This is a genomic window from Evansella halocellulosilytica (assembly GCF_002335745.1).
Classification (GTDB): Bacteria; Bacillota; Bacilli; order Bacillales; family Salisediminibacteriaceae; genus Bacillus_CA; species Bacillus_CA halocellulosilytica.
In genome coordinates this window covers 1,118,365-1,135,302 of sequence record NZ_NIST01000001.1, presented here as the reverse complement: position 1 = coordinate 1,135,302, position 16,938 = coordinate 1,118,365, and the positions used below count along the sequence as shown (strand labels likewise).

The window sequence follows — 16,938 nt, the reverse complement described above, 5'->3', positions numbered from 1 at the left end:
TTTTCTAAAAGATTGAAGCTTTTGGAAAATAGAATATGATTGTTCGAATTCAGAGCCTTTGCTTAAAATCCATTGTTTTCTGAAACAGCTTTTATCCAATGGGCACTTTTCTTCAATGTTCTTTCTTGTGTTTCAATATTGACAGAGACAAACCCGTATCGATTTTTATAAGCATTCATCCAAGACCAGTTGTCCATAAAGCTCCATAAATGATACCCTTTCGCATTACACCCTTCTTCGATTGCACGGTGAAGCCACTTTAAGTGTTCTTGAATGAATTCAATTCTGTAATCATCTTGAATTTCACCGTCTTGTAAAAAGCGTCCTTCGTCTTGCACGCCCATTCCATTTTCAGAGATAAATGATTCAATGTTGCCGTAGTTTTCTTTCAAATTAATCATGATATCATAAATGCCTTTTTCATAGATTTCCCAGCCACGATATTTATTCATTTTGCGCCCTGGCATTTCATAATTGTCAAAGAACCAATCAGGCATGAAAGGACCATAAGGATTTGGCAAATGTTCTTTCGCTTTTACCCTTCGCGGCTGATAGTAGTTGACACCAAGAATATCTGCAGTGTTTGCTTTTAATAGCTCTTTATCACCTTTTCCAGTCTCAGGTAATTGGCCGTGTTCTCTTAAAATCTCAATCAACTCTTGCGGATATTCACCAAGAACTGCTGGATCGAGAAAACTGCGATTAAAGAACAAATCAGCAATTCGAGATGCTCTCAAGTCCGCTGGATTTTCACTGCGCGGATATGAAGGTGTTAAGTTTAGGATGATTCCGATTTTACCATCCTTGACATCAAACTCTCTAAAAGCTTCAACCGCTTTTGCATGAGCGATCATTGTATGATAGGCAACTTGTACAGCTCGCTTTGCATCAACGACATTCGGATAATGGAAATCGTACAAGTAGCCGCCTTCTACAGGGACAATCGGTTCATTAAATGTAAACCATTTAGACACACGGTCGCCAAATAAACGGAACGCTTCTTTTGCATAGGTTACAAATGCATCGATCACTTCTCTATTTTCCCATCCACCTTCATTTTGCAGCTCTAACGGCATGTCAAAGTGGAAAAGGTTCACGAATGGTTCAATGTCATTGGCAATTAACTCATCGATGACACGGTTGTAGAAATCAACCGCTTCAGGATTCACTTCCCCTCTTCCTCCTGGAATGAGTCTTGCCCATGAAATGGACATTCGAAACGTGTTATGGCCGATCTCTTTCATGAGCTGAATGTCCTCTTTATATTTGTGATAAAAATTAGACGTATTTTCAGGACCAACATTTTCAAAAAAGCGGTTCGGTTCAGTCGCATACCATTCATCCCAAATGTTTTTCCCTTTACCGCCTTCATTTGCAGCACCTTCAATTTGTGTCGCTGAAGTTGCACTTCCCCACCAAAAACCTTCCGGGAATTTATAGTTTATAGTCATCGTATCTCCTCCGTTATTAAAAATTGATCTGACGATATTTATTTATTGCGATATATTTCAATGATTTCAATTGCTAAATCCCGCACTGTCATTGATGTCATTAAATGGTCTTGTGAATGAACTAACATGACATTGACCGCACTTCCTTCACCATTCGCTTCCTCTTGAAGGAGCTTTGTTTGGAAGCTGTGTGCTTCATTTAATTCTTTACCAGCCTCTTCAATTAATCGATCAGATTCTTCAAAATCCCCTTCTTTCGCTGCTTGAATGGCTTCCATCGCACTCGATTTCCCATTCCCTGCATACAAGATAATTTGAAAGGCAATTTCAGTTATTTTTTCCATAAGTAAACACCTCTGTCGTCTCTTTAAAGTCAAATATCAAACGCTTATGAGAAAGATCATGCGATCGCCAATAAAAATACGTTCGATACGTTCATGTAAAACTGGAAGAAGGGCCCCATTAACAACCGCTTACTGGGGCCACATCTTTTTTAACAATTAACGTTTATTTCTTTTCAGCTTTATTTTCATTTTCATAATAGTTCTTATCTAAAATTTTCAAGAATGGCCACCAAATTGCCGCTACAACAAACATGTTAAACAATTGTAGTGCAGCACCTTGCCATTGGTTACCTGTCGCTAAAAATCCACTTAACAATGGCGGTGTCGTCCATGGGACGATAATACCTGCTGGCCGAGGAACGATCCCTGTCAGCATCGAATAATACGTAATCACTGTGACAACGACTGGCGCTAACAGCCAAGGAATAATAATTAACGGGTTCATAATGATTGGTAAACCGAAAATAATTGGCTCGTTTACGTTGAATGCTCCTGCTGGCGCACCCAATTTTCCTAGCTCTTTAAGCTGTCGAGATCGACCGATAAGAAAGATCAAAATAATGACGGCTAACGTCATACCCGATCCACCCATTCCAACAAGGAATGTATCAATGAACTGTTTTGTTACAACGTTTGGCAGTTCAGTACCTGCTTGGAATGCCGTTAAGTTTTGGTCGTTTAATGCATACCAAATCGGATCGAATACAGAGTTGATAATAATTTGCCCGTGTAAGCCAAAGAACCAAAAGATTTGAATTAATAATACGGCAAAGACCGTTGCTGGAAGGCCGCTTCCAAGCACTGTTAATGGCTCTTGAATGACGGTATAAATAAAGTTTTGTACTGTTTCAAATGGTGTAAAACTAAATAAAATACGTATAATTAAAAACACAGATAATGTGAGTGTAATTGGAATGAGTGCACTAAATGACCTTGATACAGCGTCTGGTACACCCGCTGGCATTTTAATCGTCCATTCCTTTTGTACGAAGAGCCGGTATAGCTCTGCGGCTATAAAGGCAGTGAATATTCCGACGAACATACCTTCCGCACCTAAACTAGAAGTCGGAATAACGCCAGAAACGCCGTCAACCATCTGTGGTGTTAAGATAAGGAATGCTGCAAATGCGACAACACCACCATAAATACCTTCTAAACCATAATTTTTTGTCAGGTTATATCCAATCCCGATGATGACAAAGGTTCCCATTATACTTAAGGTGGCAGCTGATGCTGGCCCTAACGCCTCTTGGTAAGCTGCAAATGCTTCTTCACCGATCAACCTGTCAAGAAACGGGAAGTTCGCAATAACAACAAAAATTGAACCGAAAATAATGAGTGGTAACGCCACCATGAAACCATCTCGTAAAGCTGTTAAATAACGGTTATTATTTAACTTGTCTGCAATCGGCAGCAAGATTTTCTCTAAAAACTCCATAAATTTATTCATAACTATCCCCCCTAGGACGGTGTTATTCTCCCATTAATTCTAAGGCTTTGTTCAAAACAGCCTCCCCGTCTACACGACCGTAAGCAACAGGATCAATGACATCTAATGGGATCCCTACTTCTTCTGCTGTTTTAGAAAACTTTGCTTTCATAAATCTCATTTGTGGACCAATTAATAACACATCGGCTTTCTCCATCTCAGACGGTGCTTTATCTTGAGAAACTGCCCAAATGTTTACTTCCATTCCTTTTTCCTCTGCAGCTTCTTTCATTTTTGATACTAATAAGCTTGTTGACATCCCTGCTGAACATGCTAATAAAATATTTTTCATCTCTATTTCCTCCTAAAAATATTTTTTAATGATTATCCCGCTATCTCAGATTAACTGTTCTTCGAGGACATAGGATCCGTTATTGTCACAAAAAACGCTATTTTTATAGTGTTGAAGGACATAAGATCCGTTATTTGGTGAAATTCATGAGATAAACCTACCACCATCACACCATAGCGGAACCTGAGTCCTCCAAACTTCTTTAGTTAAGGATTTTGATAGTAATAGTGGATCCAATGTCCGCCAAAGCTTTTCTGATCAATCGGAACACTCACTTTTTTAAATCGCTTTCATGCTATATGATCATTCTAGAATAAAAGCGCTTTCACCTGAATATATTGTTTTTCCTTCACAAGGGGGAAATCATTATACCTTGTTAAAACAGGCTTCCTTTTGACTCATGATCGCTGAATAGCTCAATCTTCATGCGATGTTGAAATAGAATGAGGTATAAACATACGATCAAACCAACAACTATTTATCCCTACATTCATTTGTGGTAAGTAGTTAAGATTTCAAATAATTGGATATTTATGGTACAATTACTGTGATACAATTTGCAAAAGGAGTGTCGAGCGTGCCTAAATGGATCATTCCAATGTTAACGGGAGTTGTCTTTATTCCAGTCGGTGTTGTTGCAGCGATTATCATCACGGATTATTTGTTCAGAGAACCTGTAAATCCGCTATCGTATTTACCGCACCTGCTCGGATTAGCAACCGGGGGATTATTAGTAGGATTCGTCCTTTATCAAATAAAGAAGCTCAAGGAAGTGAAATAAACGGTTCTTTGCTCAACATTTAATATTAAACGAATTGAAAGGCTCCTTCGTTGATGGTAGTAGTTATTCGTTCTATCTAAAGACCTAAAAAAGAAACTCTTATTCAGAGTTTCGAAAAATAACTTATTTAAACAGGTATGTATATATCAGGTTCACTTTTAGGGCACGTCGGATGAAACTTCTCGCTATACCGCTCAATAATCCAATCTTGGTCATCTTTATTAACCTGTTTTTGGAATTTGTTCTGGGTACTCTTTAAAACGACAGAAATGTTTCAAACCAACAGTTTTAAACTCCTTGAAGACGACTTCACTACTCACACGTAACCTCACCATTTTCTATAGAGTAAGAACTTTTAATTAATCTACGGAAAAATGGAAATTCCTGTTTCAAACCAAACCTTCTTCTTAATAAAATGACCGAATCATCTTTAAATCTTCGATAAATTGACTCACTTCCTCCTTACTTAGACGAACGAGCAGTTGGTCGTATAGCGTTAGCACTTGTCCATCTTCATCACCTTCATGTTTATTTAAATATTGGATTAGGGTTTCTTGCTGATTTTGATTCAAGATTGTTTCAGTCAAAATATGTTTCACTTGCTGTAACGCAAACTCGTTTGTTTGTTCATCTAATTGGCCAGAAATCATGTTCCCTTCTAATTTCATTAAGTCCACCCCTATATGTCATCGTATCTTTATATCTTCCCCAAACAATGTAAAGATATATTAGGGTGATAACGAGGATTTTTTTACACAAAAGAAGAAGTGTTGAGTCATAAGCTGAATACATGCAAATCATTATTTAATAAAAAGGAGAATGAACATGGGAAAAGAGTTTTCTTCCATACTTCCTCAGCATGAAGAATTCATTAAGCAACAACGAGTCTTTTTTGTTGGTTCAGCCCCGAAGTCAGTAGATGGTCACGTGAACATTTCACCGAAAGGATACGATTCATTCCGCATTCTTTCACGAACTGAGGTTGCATATTTAGACTTAACTGGTAGCGGAAATGAAACGAGTGCACATTTGCATGAAAACGGCAGGATTACAATGATGTTTGCCGCTTTTGATGGGAAGCCCATGATTTTACGACTGTACGGAAAAGGATCAGTGATATTGCCTGATACACCTGAATGGGATGACATCGTCGATCATTTCGAACTGCAGCATGGTGCGAGGCAAATTATTTATGCAAAAATAGATACCGTTAAAACATCATGCGGCTATAGTATTCCTTATTATTCGTACGAAGGTGAACGAGATACGCTCAAGCAGTGGGCGGATAACAAAAATGACGAAGAAATGGAAGCCTACCATAAGAAGAAAAACGCAGTAAGTATGGATGGCATCGTGACACCAATCGGTGAGAGAAACAAATAGAGTTTCGGTTTGATGGTTGGCGGACATCGAATCAGCTAAATTGCAATAATCGTATGATTTTCAGAAGTGTGCGGACAAATGTTCCTTTATTCAGTTGAAAGAGGGCCACTATTCATCGCTTTTGAGCAAATAAGTGGATTCAATGTCCGCATACCAATGAAAAAGCATTTTTTGAGCTAATAACGAACCGTATGTCCGCTCAAATTTTTCTTTAACAAACCAAGAACTATTCAGAACAGGACCGATTTCAGGCGATATACTATAGACTTGCTATGCTTCATAATTTCATGGAAACTAGTTTTACTTCGAATACGTCATAACAAAGTGCAAGACCGTTTCCGATCGAGTCGGATTCATATAAGCATGGTTGCGATCACCGTGGAATTTGATCGAATCATATTCTTTCAGGTGATAGGTGTTATCCTCAATTTTAATAATGAGCTCGCCTTTCATAACCATGACATATTCGATGACTCCAGACTGATGAGGACCTGGAGAATATTCACCGTTAGGCTTTAAAAATGCACGGTGTATTTCCATTGAGCCGTAATGACCTGAATCAAAAATCGGCTCCAACGTACACGCTTCATTTGCACTTAAAATTTTGTTTCCATTATTTTTTCGAGAAATAACGATTTCTTGTTGTTCTTTCAGTAATGCTGATATTGGAATGGTTAATCCATTTGCGATTTTCCAAATAATACTTAAGGAAGGATTCGCCTCTCCCCGTTCGATTTTTCCTAATGTCAGTTTGCTAACTTCTGTCATTTCCGCAAGCCCCTGTAAACTCATTCCTCTATCCTGCCTAATCTTTCTAAGTGTTTCTCCTACTTGTTTTGCTAACTTTTCTGCATCAGCCATGATCCTGCTCCTTATTATTTATTCTAAATCTTGTGAAAGTATAGTATAATTACACACATACATATTATAATATACATACTTTTTGATCGATGGAAGGTGTGAGTGGATGAAAGAAATATTCATTGGTATTGCAGCTGCGATGTTCTTCGCTGTCACGTTTATTTTAAATCGATCGATGGAACTTTCAGGAGGAAGCTGGCTGTGGAGTTCTTCCTTACGATTTTTCTTTATGCTTCCGTTTTTATTACTTATTGTACTGTTAAGAAGGAACTTGAAACAAGTATTATCTGAAATGATGAAACAACCATTTCAATGGTTGTGCTGGAGTTTCTTTGGATTTGTTTTATTTTATGGTCCCATTACATATGCAGCTGCGTATGGACCCGGGTGGCTAGTATCAGGTACATGGCAGCTTACTATCGTCGCCGGAGTTTTATTGAGCCCATTATTTTTTAAAACGATTCAAACAGAACAAGGACCTATAAAAACACGAAATAAAATACCCGTGAGAGCATTGAAGACTTCACTGCTCATTTTATTCGGGGTCGTGCTTATTCAATGGCAGCAAGCGAGCAGTATAACGTTAGGCATGATGATAGCAGGAGTTATGCCTGTTGTCGTTGCAGCTTTCGCTTATCCATTAGGGAATCGTAAAATGATGGAGGTGTGCGGAGGCAGACTAGACACGTTTCAACGAGTTTTCGGAATGACATTAGCAAGCCTTCCATTCTGGTTCATTATTGGTATGTACGGATTTTTTACGGTCGGTGCACCTTCTTCAGACCAAGTCATTCAAACGTTTATTGTTGCAATCAGCTCTGGTGTAATCGCGACGACATTATTTTTTATCGCAACAGATCGAGTTAGAAAATCACAAGAAAAGCTTGCTGCAGTCGAAGCGACTCAATCTACTCAAGTTTTATTTGTCCTTATAGGCGAGGCGATTCTCCTTTCCACCCCATTACCGAATGGGTTAGCGATTACTGGACTGTTTATTATTATAATCGGTATGCTGCTTCACAGCTTCTTCACGAAAAAAGTCGACTCAAAGCAGCCAATCCATCTCTCCCTATTGAAAAAGAAAGAACAAAATCTCTAACTTTACCAAAAAGAGAATAGTGCCGGACAGCAATGTAATCGGAATTAGGAAAGCGATTGTAAATCAACGAGGCATAGAGAAAATAGCCTCTATGCCTCAGTACTAAGTATTTTATACATAAGAAGGGTTCTGCACCCAGTTTGCATGGATCCCTTCTTTTCTTCGGTTGATCGGTGTTATATTCGTTCGATTTGCTAAAAACTCAGGTCTTGGACTGCTCCTAGAAAACGGCGCTTGCAGCTTGTTTTCAATACTGTTATATACGAAAAAGACATTGCTGCGCGGGAACGGTGAAATGTTTCCACTAGAACCGTGCATCGTATTACATTCAAAAAATAATACCGATCCAGCAGGTCCGGTTGCCGTATCAATTTGTCCTCCAGCTTGATCAACTAGCCATTTTAAGCTGTCATTGTCTGGTACTCCCAACTCTTGTTTTTTCAAAGAGTTTTTATAGTTATTAGCCGGAGTCTCTCCAGCGCATGAAATATACCACTTATGTGAGCCTGGAATGAGCATGAGCGGACCATTATATTCATAGTTATCGGTTAAAATAATTGAGCAGCTGACCGCTCTCATATTCGGCATCCCATCTTCAACATGCCACGTTTCAAAATCGGAATGCCAGTAAAATTCCTTCCCTTTAAAACCAGGCTTAAAATTAATTCTAGACTGTGTAATGTAAACGGAGCTCCCTAGTAATTGCTGAGCAACAGCGACCAAACGATCATTTTCTGATAAACGCTTAAAAAAGTCACTATTTTTGTGCACTTCAAAAACCGAGCGAACGTCATTACTCCCCGCTTCTTTAATGACTTCATCTGTTTCACAGTGCCGGTTCGCTTCCATAACCTGAGCCAGCTCTTCTTTCATAAACCTTACTTCTTCTTCGGAAAATAAGTTCTTAAATAGCAAATAGCCATTCTCTTCATAAAACGTTAAGTCTTCATTTTTTACTGGTCCTTTGCTGTTCTTGGAGTTCTTGAAAATCACAGGATCTTGTCGCTCCAATATCTTGGTGTTTTGTCCGACTCTTGAAGGATACAAGTCTACCATTTTACAATCACTCCTCATATAAAATTTTTTATCTTTTGAGGTATTTAGAACCCCTAAACATCATTTTACTTATATAAAGTGATTGTGCAACGACCGTATCCGTTTACATAAAAGGGTGTCACCGGAGAAGACGTCAGTGAGGAAGAATATGTCACGGTTGATTAATTTATCACTTTTAAGCCCTTTTTATTTCATTTTTACGCTCAAAAAGAAACAAAAAGGTTTGCAATTCTAAAATAATAAAAGTGCCTTACTAGAGTCCTCTTTCTTTAGACACGCAATCATTCGATAACTTGATATTTTACGAGGTCTTTCGACGCAGTCAGATAGAAAATAATGTAAAAAACATCATTAATTTTCTGTAAATTTGGAATTTTTGTTGAAATCGTTTCATTTTCCTTGATACAGTTCTATTACATCTTTTTCAAAATTTAAAAACTTTTTCAAGGGAAGGGAGATGTTCATGTGTTCAAAAGTAAGTTTTTTACTAAAGTAACTGGTGCAGCACTTGCCATTACTCTCGTTTTTGGAGGGACAAGCAGTCTTGCACAGGATCAGGGTGAAAAGAAAGAGTACTTAGTCGGGTTTAAACCAGGAGCTGCTGCCAGCGTCAATACAGCACAAACGGTAGGTGTCCTTGGAGGTGAGGTAGAACATGAATATAATTTTGCAGATATTGTTCATGTAACACTTCCAGAACAAGCGTTAAATGGGCTGAAAAATAATCCGAACGTAGCCTTTATAGAAGAGAACTTAGAAGTGGAAGCATACGGACAAGAGGTGCCGTATGGAATCGAACACATTAATGCCCTTGAGGTACAAGAAGCAGATGGGAATACTGGCAATGGCGTAAGCGTAGCTGTATTAGATACAGGCATTCAAGACCATGAAGATCTAAACGTAGTCGGTGGGGAGAGCTTTATCGACAGTGAGCCTGATTATCAAGATCAAAATGGACATGGCACTCACGTTGCCGGAACTGTAGCTGCGTTAGATAACGATCTTGGTGTACTTGGGGTAAGCCCAGACATAGATCTTTACGCGGTAAAAGTACTAGGAGCTGATGGCAGCGGATCCCATGCAACAATTGCCCAAGGAATCGAATGGGCTGTCGAAAATGACATCGATGTTGTAAACATGAGCTTAGGTGGAAGCACTGGCTCCAATACACTAGAGGAAGCTGTCAATTATGCTCATAGTGAAGGTGTTACTTTAGTAGCTGCTGCAGGAAACTCGGGGTCATTTGCATGGTTTAACACGATCGGATATCCAGCGAAATATGATAACGTAATCGCTGTTGGTGCCGTTGATGAAAATAACGAGCGCGCATCCTTCTCAAGTGTTGGTGATGAGTTAGACGTTATGGCGCCTGGAGTAGATGTAAACAGCACTTACTTGGATGATAGTTACGCAGAGTTGAACGGTACGTCGATGGCCTCTCCTCACGTTGCTGGTGCAGCAGCTCTTCTTTTGGCGGATAGCCCTAATTTATCGAATGAAGATATCCGTCAAGCCTTTAACGAAACAGCGGTACCACTCGGAGACCATTTCTACTACGGCAATGGTGTGATTGATGTACGAGCTGCCATTGATGGACAATAAGCAAAAATAAATAGAGTGTGTTCTCAAAATTATTTTGAGGATACCACTACTTTTTTCACTATTACAAATGCAAAACTCCTATCGTCGGACGCTTTTTGCAGACAATGCCTCAACTTCCTAGGTGCCACACTGTGTGTACCTAGGGGGTTTTCGACGATTACTTTTCCCGCCTAAAAAACGAGCTAGGATATGTTTAGTAAAGTCCTAGCTCGTTTTTTTGGAGAGATGGAGCTGTAAAAAATGAAGCTGAATTCTAGTTAAATGAAATTTACCAAGATAAACAGACATATGAAAATCATATATCAAATCGGAAACGTTTAATCACTTCTTTTTTGAAAGCAACCCCTTCTCATCTCAACACTTAAGACAAGTAAAAATGAAGTGAGTTTTAGCATCAATACGATATGTTTCATAGAGAATACACTTGCTTGCAATCCGATAACGAATATAAATATTGAAACAATCACTAATGTCCCTGTTATATAGCAAGGTTTAAGTAGATCAATTTCTCTATCACTATGAATCTTCCTCTTTTAATATAAAGTCATGTATGACATTTGTGAAACGGTCGGGGGCTTCATAGTGTGGTGTATGCCCGCAATTTTCAAAAAAGTAGATTTCACCACTTTCCACTTCATTTTTAAAGCAGTCAATCTGTTGATTGCATGTGACTGCGTCGTGTTCTGCTGTTAGTAGAAGCAAAGGCTTTTTTACTTTTTTGAGCTCAGAAAGTATAGAAGTAAAAATTTCTCCTTCCTCCCTCAGTCTTTGAAAATGGTTTTCTGACCGATCAAAAAAAGTTTCCCATTGTTCTTCAGTGTATGCTGCATAATAATCAGTCTGATGATCATGATTGTATCTATATATTTCGAGTCTTTTATCCCCTAACTCGCCACTAAATTCTATATATTCTTCAATCAGCTGTTTAACTGATTTTGAATCATCGTTTAACAATGATAAACATTTTGTTGCTAATTTTTCTTTTCCATGTTTTCTAGCAATACTAGTTGTTTTTTGTAATAATGATGTTGAAGACAGTTTAAAGTCGAAGGTCGGACATTCGAAAATAATTTTATGAATGGCACTCGGATATGCACGTCCATAAAGCAATGATAAATACCCACCAAAGGAATGGCCAATCAGTGACCACTTCTCAATATTTAAATGCTCCCTAAGTGCTTCACAATCCTCAATCAGATCTTGTAAACGGAAATCTTCACTTTCATTAATTTCCTCCGAGCGGCAAACTCCTCGTTGATCAATGGCTATCACATGAAAATGATTTCCTAACCTTTCCTTTTGATGGAATGAAAAATCAAAACAACTTTCACCCGGTCCCCCGTGTAAATATAATAATGGTGGAGCATCTTTCGGCCCAAATTGTTCGACGTAAAGCGTTTTTCCTCTAATGTTAATAAACGTTCCACTCATGCTCATCCCCCTAGTTTTTCTTCCTAGATCTATTTTAACATATATATCCATTTCTTACTCTTAGCCCATATGTTTACCATTTTATGTTACAATTCGCAAAGGAGGTGAATGGGTGAAATATTCTTAATATTTTAAATTGATACATACGATAAAGGAACTTTTCGGCAATCAATTCGTAACACATACTAGACGGTTCAGATTTTTAGAATCACTTGCGAAAACATTAAGGGGGAATAATCATTGATGGAAAGTCTTGTTTTTATGATTTTGCTATTTATCGTTTTACCAGTTCTAGCAGTAGGAGGAATCGTAAGCTTTATCGTCTTTAGAGTGCGTTACAAAACGGCAAGGTCGAATGAAGCACTCATTATTACGGGGCCAAAACTAGGTGATCCCGAGAAAGATAATCGAATTTTCACCGATGAAAACGGTCGGAGCTTAAAAATCATACGCGGTGGCGGGATTTATTTACGTGTTTTCCAAACTTGTACTCCGGTTGACCTCAACTCCTTTCAAATCAAAATTACAACACCTAAAGTGTATACCTCTCAAGGAGTTCCAGTTATCGCAGATGCGATTGCTTCTGTAAAAATCTCTGATTCACTGCACGGAATTGCAAATTATGCTGAACAATTTTTAGGTAAGAAAGATAAAGAGATTCAAGATGAGGTATCGAAAGTTCTCGGTACGAACCTTCGTGCAATCTTATCGAAGCTTTCGGTTGAAAAGATTAACAATGACCGTGAAGCATTTAACGTAGAAGTTCGTGATATTGCTCAGCATGAGCTTGATAACATGGGCTTTACAATTACATCATTTGGTCTTGACGATCTGCGCGATGCAGATGAAGAGAATGGTTACCTTGACAACCTAGGTCGTCCGCGTATTGCGGAAATTCGTAAAAAAGCAGATATGGCTGAATCAGATGCCGAGAAAGAAACAAGAATGTATAAAGCGAAAAACGACCAAGAAGCACAGGAAGAAGAAAACATCCGATTAAGCGCAATCGCTGAATCTCGTAAAGAAAAAGATATAAAAGAGGCGCAAATTAAAGAAGAAACAGAGCGTGCACGTGCTCGTTCGGAGCAAGCTTATCACCTTGAGCAGGCTCAACTGAACCAGAAAGTAAAAGAAGAAGAAATGCAAATTAAGTACATTGAACGCCAGCGCCAAGTTGAACTTGAAGAAGAGGAACAAAAACGTCGTAAAACTCAGGCTGATGCAGACGCTTACGATATCGAAGCAAAAGCACGTGCTGAAGCTGAAAAATCACGAATCGATGGAGAAACGAGAGCAAAAATCGAACGTGAAAAAGGTGCTGCTCAAGCAGCGATTGAGCGTGAACAAGGTCTCGCACAAGCTGAAGTTATTCGGGAACAAGGTCGAGCTGAAGCTGAAGCGAAACAGCTTATGGCAGAAGCGATGGAAAAATACGGAGAAGCTGCTGTATTGGAAATGTTCATTAAAATGCTTCCTGAATATGCACGTGAAGTTTCTAAGCCACTTGCAAACATTAGTGAAATGAAAGTCATTGATATGGGCGGAAGCGATTCACAAAATGGTGCTTCAAATGTAGCAAACAGTGTTACAAAAACGATGACTAGTATTCAAGAGAGTCTTAAGGAATCGACAGGCATGGATATAAAAGCAATGCTTGAAAGTTACGTCGGAGTATCGCAAAATCAAGCGGCAAGTTCCAAGGAAGAAAGCTCCTATAAGAGTACTAGCGACATAAAAGATGATGTAGAAGATGATGTAGAAAAATCCGACGAAAAAGAAGCATAAGGAAAAGACAAAGCCTTAGGAGGAATAATGACTATTCCTTCTAAGGTTTTTTACCTTCACTTTTTTTGAAAATGAAGGTCATACCCTTGTTGATCGAGAATGTTAAACAAAACATGAGATTCTCAGCAAGCGAACCGTGGTTTCTTACTTTCGTGCAAGCCTCAGTTGTAGTTATACGATTATCTATAAGTTTTATAAATCCTGTTAGTATAAAGTAGTACGAACTTTTTAATTAGGAGGAATGATATGTGAATATACGGCATATTAAAAGTTCTGATTACGATCTTATCTCCCCTCTCATTAACGAATGGTGGGGTGGAAGGCAAATGTCCCATATGTTACCAAAACTATTTTTTGTTCATTTCAAAAATACAAGCTTTATTGTTGAAAAAGGGGATCAAGTAGTAGGTTTTTTAATCGGTTTATTTTCTCCATCTCAAGTCGATGAAGGATATATTCATTTTGTTGGAGTCCACCCTGAATATCGCAGGAATAATATCGGAATGACTCTTTATCATACATTTTTTAGCCTAGCGCAAAAGAATGGTATAAAACTTGTCCGTGCCATTACTTCACCTGTAAATAAAAAATCGATTGCTTTTCATACGAATCTAGGGTTTGAAATTGAAGATGGAACAAAAGAAGTTGATGGAATTTCTGTTTTCCCTAATTATGATGGACCTAATGAAGATCGTGTTTTATTTAAAAGAAAATTATAAACTAGCATGAAAAAGGAGGAACGATATGTCTAAGAAAACGAGGATTTTAATCGGTCTTATTGCTAGTATTGCATTATTTTGTTTAGGAATCTTTTACCTTTTTAACGAAACGCTCTCACCACATCCAATAATAACGTACTTATTTACGATTACTGGGGTTCTCGGCGCTTTAAGTAACTATTTTCAGTTAAGAAAAATCGAAGACATGTGAAAGAGCCTGGTCATCCAGGCTCTCACGGTTTGCACACATTATTTCTCATTCATTTCATCATACTGGATTTTGCCTGTTTCGACTAGCTGTTTCAGTCCTTTAAACATTAAGTTCCAGCCATGTTCAGACCCATCGTGGAATTCACTTAGCGCTTTTTCGATATCAGCTTCTGTCCAATTCTCTTCATGGGGAACAACGATCTTCTGGGTAAATGTCATTTCACATCCGCTATCAGCTCTTTCAAACAGAACGGTAATTTCGTCGACGGTATCACTAAACTGCGGCATCTTAAATGTAAACACGAGTTTATGAGGACGATCAATTTCATGATATTCTCCAATCGCTCTGTAATCTTTCCCATCTCGATGGTCGACAATTTCCCACGTTCCGCCAACACGTGGATCATTTTTTGCTACTTTGTTTGTTGCTTCCATCGTAAACAACCACTTTCTCATCATTTCCGGGTTTAACCACGCATCAAATACTCTTTCACGTTCCACATCAAACCGACGTGTCATTTTTAATGTCGTCGTTGAATAACCACTCATTATTACCATCCTTTTCATCGAAATTGGCTTCAAATTAGTAAGCAGTGATTAATGTTCCTCCTTTTTCGCTCGAAGTAGTTCACGTTCAAGGACATCAAATTGTTTATTCCAAAAACGTTCATAAAAATGAAGCCATTCTGTTGCCAGTGACAGCGAGTCCGCATTCAAACGGCACGTTTGCTGCCTGCCTTCCTTCGTTTTCTCAAGTAACCGTGCCTTTTCTAACACTTTAATGTGCTTTGACACAGCTGCTAAAGACATATCAAAAGGTTCTGCAAGTTCTGAGACTGAACATTCTTTTGAGGAAATAAGCTGAACCATTTCTCTTCTCGTCGGATCAGCTAATGCATGAAAAATAAGGCTTAATTGATCATCATTTTGCTTAACCATGTGGTTAAGTATAAACGAAGGAGCAGTGTTAATCAACCATTTGATTAAATAATTGATTACCAATGGTAATGGACAAAGCACAATCTACTTGTCTCTACTTCATTTAGTAAGTTGTTCGCTGAATTATGGTTTTGGCGCAACGACTCAGCGTTTGGACGCAACTTCCCCTGGTTTTGGCGCAACAACTCAGCGTTTGGACGCAACTTCCCCTGGTTTTGGCGCAACAACTCTTCGTTTAGACGCAACTTCCCCTGGTTTTGGCGCAACGACTCAGCGTTTGGACGCAACTTCCCCTGGTTTTGGCGCAACAACTCTTCGTTTAGACGCAACTTCCCCTGGTTTTGGCGCAACGACTCAGCGTTTGGACGCAACTTCCCCTGGTTTTGGCGCAACAACTCTTCATCTTTTTTCTACTTAAACAGGATTTTACTAGGTTCTGTTAATTAAACGGAAATGTACGTATGAAGTACATAAATCCGAAGTACCCGATTAGCCCTAACGATAAAAACAAAACGAAAATTAGGAAAGGCATTTTAATAGATTTCATTTTCTCCTCCTTTTTTACAAAGTTTTATAAATCTACATACGCGTTATAATATTTTTCCATTTGGTAAAAAACTGTGTTGGACAGCTTTTAAAAAGGATATATTTCGTTTAGCAGCTGGTCGGTTGTCAGTATTGTCGCAAATTCATCGTGCAACGTAGCTAATGTTACCTCATGTACCGTGTCAGCATCGTAATGTTTATCGTGATGACCTTCCAAGCTGAACGCTGCTGTTGCATCAGAGATTAATATGGTTTTAAAGCCTAAATTACCACTCATTCTCGTCGTTGTCGAAATACAATGTGGTGTCGTTAAACCTGTAATCACGACTGTGGTAATTTCATTCACTTTTAATCGTTCTTCTAAGTTTGTACCAATAAAGCTGCTGTTCACTTTCTTTGTTATAATAACCTCTTCATCGATTGGTTGAACGATGTCTTTTATATCAAACCCTACATTCTCAGGATAAAAGAGAGAATCAGGATCATCAGATAAGTGTTTAATAAAAATCACTGGCAAGCCTTTTTCTCTCCAAGCTTTCAATATTATGCTTATGTTTTCTTCGGCATCGGGATTGTTGCGTTTTCCCCATTTCCGATCATCAAACGCTTTTTGTACATCTACAATGAGTAAAGCCATTTTCTCCATCACTTATTCTCCTTATGAATAAATTGAGCAGCTTAATGGATCTCCTCCGCTTCTAGGTCGCATGACGAGTTCTCCACGACAGTTCGGACAAATATAATCCATCTCTTCAGAACATTTACTGCAGAACGTACACCCATGACTGCAAATATATGCGGTAGAATGATAAAAAAGTGGTTTCGTACATCTTTCACACTCGTCTTTCATTTCCAAAGGCATCAATATCCCCCACTTCTATTATTTATCTTTATTTTAGTTGGTGTATTGTGATATTCACATACTTATATTATTGTAATTTTAACTATTT

20 protein-coding genes are annotated in these 16,938 nt (G+C 38.5%); 8 read left to right on the top strand and 12 right to left on the bottom strand.

Annotation, left to right across the window (positions count from 1 at the left end):
• Nucleotides 1-62 precede the first annotated feature (62 nt).
• The 4 genes from CD001_RS05425 to CD001_RS05410 all read right to left on the bottom strand — a co-directional run bounded on the left by CD001_RS05425 (nt 63) and on the right by CD001_RS05410 (nt 3,576).
• The gene (locus tag CD001_RS05425; protein WP_096186546.1) at nt 63-1,451 is read right to left on the bottom strand and encodes a glycoside hydrolase family 1 protein; all 1,389 of its coding nucleotides are present in this window, start codon (nt 1,449-1,451) and stop codon (nt 63-65) included.
• 38 nt (nt 1,452-1,489) lie between these two features.
• A complete protein-coding gene (locus CD001_RS05420) occupies nt 1,490-1,795 on the bottom strand; it encodes a PTS lactose/cellobiose transporter subunit IIA (RefSeq protein ID WP_096186545.1) in 306 nt (101 codons plus the stop codon).
• A 163-nt stretch (nt 1,796-1,958) separates the two neighbouring features.
• Complete coding sequence (gene celB / locus CD001_RS05415; RefSeq protein WP_096186544.1) at nt 1,959-3,245, bottom strand: PTS cellobiose transporter subunit IIC; 1,287 nt, start codon at nt 3,243-3,245, stop codon at nt 1,959-1,961.
• A gap of 22 nt (nt 3,246-3,267) precedes the next feature.
• Nucleotides 3,268-3,576 carry a PTS sugar transporter subunit IIB gene (locus tag CD001_RS05410; protein WP_096186543.1) on the bottom strand — a complete coding sequence of 103 codons (309 nt, stop codon included), beginning with the start codon at nt 3,574-3,576 and terminating at the stop codon, nt 3,268-3,270.
• Nucleotides 3,577-4,153: 577 nt separating this feature from the next.
• On the opposite strand from CD001_RS05410, the gene CD001_RS05405 reads away from it, so the two are divergent.
• Entirely contained in the window at nt 4,154-4,357 is a 204-nt protein-coding gene (locus CD001_RS05405; RefSeq protein WP_096186542.1) for a hypothetical protein, read from the top strand.
• Nucleotides 4,358-4,764: 407 nt separating this feature from the next.
• On the opposite strand, the gene CD001_RS05400 is transcribed toward CD001_RS05405, so the two are convergent.
• Nucleotides 4,765-5,025 (bottom strand): hypothetical protein, encoded by a 261-nt coding sequence (locus tag CD001_RS05400; protein WP_096186541.1) that lies wholly within the window; start codon nt 5,023-5,025, stop codon nt 4,765-4,767.
• Nucleotides 5,026-5,182: 157 nt separating this feature from the next.
• On the opposite strand from CD001_RS05400, the gene CD001_RS05395 reads away from it, so the two are divergent.
• On the top strand, nt 5,183-5,740 hold the full coding sequence (locus tag CD001_RS05395; protein WP_096186540.1) for a pyridoxamine 5'-phosphate oxidase family protein: 558 nt from the start codon (nt 5,183-5,185) through the stop codon (nt 5,738-5,740).
• Between the two features lie 300 nt (nt 5,741-6,040).
• On the opposite strand, the gene CD001_RS05390 is transcribed toward CD001_RS05395, so the two are convergent.
• Complete coding sequence (locus CD001_RS05390; protein ID WP_096186539.1) at nt 6,041-6,601, bottom strand: helix-turn-helix domain-containing protein; 561 nt, start codon at nt 6,599-6,601, stop codon at nt 6,041-6,043.
• Nucleotides 6,602-6,707: 106 nt separating this feature from the next.
• Between CD001_RS05390 and CD001_RS05385 the strand changes: the two genes are divergently transcribed.
• Nucleotides 6,708-7,700, top strand: coding sequence for a DMT family transporter (locus CD001_RS05385; protein ID WP_096186538.1), 993 nt, complete (start codon nt 6,708-6,710; stop codon nt 7,698-7,700).
• A 111-nt stretch (nt 7,701-7,811) separates the two neighbouring features.
• Here the strand turns inward: CD001_RS05385 and thpD are convergent, their stop codons facing one another.
• Nucleotides 7,812-8,756: an ectoine hydroxylase gene (gene thpD / locus CD001_RS05380; RefSeq protein WP_096186537.1), complete on the bottom strand. Its 945-nt coding sequence runs from the start codon at nt 8,754-8,756 to the stop codon at nt 7,812-7,814.
• A 465-nt stretch (nt 8,757-9,221) separates the two neighbouring features.
• Here thpD and CD001_RS05375 point away from each other — a divergent pair, with 465 nt between their 5' ends.
• Nucleotides 9,222-10,358, top strand: a complete 1,137-nt coding sequence (locus CD001_RS05375) for a S8 family peptidase (protein ID WP_096186536.1) — start codon at nt 9,222-9,224, stop codon at nt 10,356-10,358.
• Between the two features lie 516 nt (nt 10,359-10,874).
• On the opposite strand, the gene CD001_RS05370 is transcribed toward CD001_RS05375, so the two are convergent.
• The gene (locus CD001_RS05370) at nt 10,875-11,789 is read right to left on the bottom strand and encodes an alpha/beta hydrolase (protein ID WP_096186535.1); all 915 of its coding nucleotides are present in this window, start codon (nt 11,787-11,789) and stop codon (nt 10,875-10,877) included.
• Between the two features lie 243 nt (nt 11,790-12,032).
• On the opposite strand from CD001_RS05370, the gene CD001_RS05365 reads away from it, so the two are divergent.
• The 3 genes from CD001_RS05365 (at nt 12,033) to CD001_RS05355 (ending at nt 14,504) form a co-directional block, all read left to right on the top strand.
• Nucleotides 12,033-13,574, top strand: a complete 1,542-nt coding sequence (locus tag CD001_RS05365) for a flotillin family protein (protein ID WP_096186534.1) — start codon at nt 12,033-12,035, stop codon at nt 13,572-13,574.
• 248 nt (nt 13,575-13,822) lie between these two features.
• Entirely contained in the window at nt 13,823-14,293 is a 471-nt protein-coding gene (locus CD001_RS05360) for a GNAT family N-acetyltransferase (RefSeq protein WP_096186533.1), read from the top strand.
• Nucleotides 14,294-14,318: 25 nt separating this feature from the next.
• Nucleotides 14,319-14,504: a hypothetical protein gene (locus tag CD001_RS05355; protein WP_096186532.1), complete on the top strand. Its 186-nt coding sequence runs from the start codon at nt 14,319-14,321 to the stop codon at nt 14,502-14,504.
• A 38-nt stretch (nt 14,505-14,542) separates the two neighbouring features.
• On the opposite strand, the gene CD001_RS05350 is transcribed toward CD001_RS05355, so the two are convergent.
• Together CD001_RS05350 and CD001_RS05345 are read right to left on the bottom strand one after the other, a co-directional pair.
• Entirely contained in the window at nt 14,543-15,052 is a 510-nt protein-coding gene (locus tag CD001_RS05350; RefSeq protein ID WP_096186531.1) for an SRPBCC family protein, read from the bottom strand.
• Nucleotides 15,053-15,100: 48 nt separating this feature from the next.
• Nucleotides 15,101-15,523, bottom strand: a complete 423-nt coding sequence (locus CD001_RS05345; RefSeq protein WP_257009713.1) for an ArsR/SmtB family transcription factor — start codon at nt 15,521-15,523, stop codon at nt 15,101-15,103.
• Between CD001_RS05345 and CD001_RS27235 the strand changes: the two genes are divergently transcribed.
• Nucleotides 15,495-15,860, top strand: a complete 366-nt coding sequence (locus CD001_RS27235) for a hypothetical protein (RefSeq protein WP_096186529.1) — start codon at nt 15,495-15,497, stop codon at nt 15,858-15,860. The genes CD001_RS05345 and CD001_RS27235 overlap by 29 nt on opposite strands.
• A 216-nt stretch (nt 15,861-16,076) precedes the next feature.
• Here CD001_RS27235 and CD001_RS05335 read toward each other — a convergent pair whose 3' ends face one another.
• Together CD001_RS05335 and CD001_RS05330 are read right to left on the bottom strand one after the other, a co-directional pair.
• The gene (locus CD001_RS05335; protein WP_096186528.1) at nt 16,077-16,637 is read right to left on the bottom strand and encodes a cysteine hydrolase family protein; all 561 of its coding nucleotides are present in this window, start codon (nt 16,635-16,637) and stop codon (nt 16,077-16,079) included.
• A 9-nt stretch (nt 16,638-16,646) separates the two neighbouring features.
• Nucleotides 16,647-16,838, bottom strand: coding sequence for a DUF1272 domain-containing protein (locus tag CD001_RS05330; RefSeq protein WP_306454108.1), 192 nt, complete (start codon nt 16,836-16,838; stop codon nt 16,647-16,649).
• Nucleotides 16,839-16,938: the final 100 nt, after the last annotated feature.

Bases quoted from the DNA above. Each gene is read 5' to 3' on its own strand.
- CD001_RS05355 (WP_096186532.1), top strand. From the start codon at position 14,319: ATGTCTAAGAAAACGAGGATTTTAATCGGTCTTATTGCTAGTATTGCA.
- CD001_RS05330 (WP_306454108.1), bottom strand. From the start codon at position 16,838: ATGAAAGACGAGTGTGAAAGATGTACGAAACCACTTTTTTATCATTCT.
- CD001_RS05400 (WP_096186541.1), bottom strand. From the start codon at position 5,025: ATGAAATTAGAAGGGAACATGATTTCTGGCCAATTAGATGAACAAACA.
- CD001_RS05395 (WP_096186540.1), top strand. From the start codon at position 5,183: ATGGGAAAAGAGTTTTCTTCCATACTTCCTCAGCATGAAGAATTCATT.
- CD001_RS05370 (WP_096186535.1), bottom strand. From the start codon at position 11,789: ATGAGTGGAACGTTTATTAACATTAGAGGAAAAACGCTTTACGTCGAA.
- thpD (WP_096186537.1), bottom strand. From the start codon at position 8,756: ATGGTAGACTTGTATCCTTCAAGAGTCGGACAAAACACCAAGATATTG.
- CD001_RS05420 (WP_096186545.1), bottom strand. From the start codon at position 1,795: ATGGAAAAAATAACTGAAATTGCCTTTCAAATTATCTTGTATGCAGGG.
- CD001_RS05385 (WP_096186538.1), top strand. From the start codon at position 6,708: ATGAAAGAAATATTCATTGGTATTGCAGCTGCGATGTTCTTCGCTGTC.
- CD001_RS05425 (WP_096186546.1), bottom strand. From the start codon at position 1,451: ATGACTATAAACTATAAATTCCCGGAAGGTTTTTGGTGGGGAAGTGCA.
- CD001_RS05365 (WP_096186534.1), top strand. From the start codon at position 12,033: ATGGAAAGTCTTGTTTTTATGATTTTGCTATTTATCGTTTTACCAGTT.
- CD001_RS05410 (WP_096186543.1), bottom strand. From the start codon at position 3,576: ATGAAAAATATTTTATTAGCATGTTCAGCAGGGATGTCAACAAGCTTA.
- celB (WP_096186544.1), bottom strand. From the start codon at position 3,245: ATGAATAAATTTATGGAGTTTTTAGAGAAAATCTTGCTGCCGATTGCA.
- CD001_RS05390 (WP_096186539.1), bottom strand. From the start codon at position 6,601: ATGGCTGATGCAGAAAAGTTAGCAAAACAAGTAGGAGAAACACTTAGA.
- CD001_RS05350 (WP_096186531.1), bottom strand. From the start codon at position 15,052: ATGAGTGGTTATTCAACGACGACATTAAAAATGACACGTCGGTTTGAT.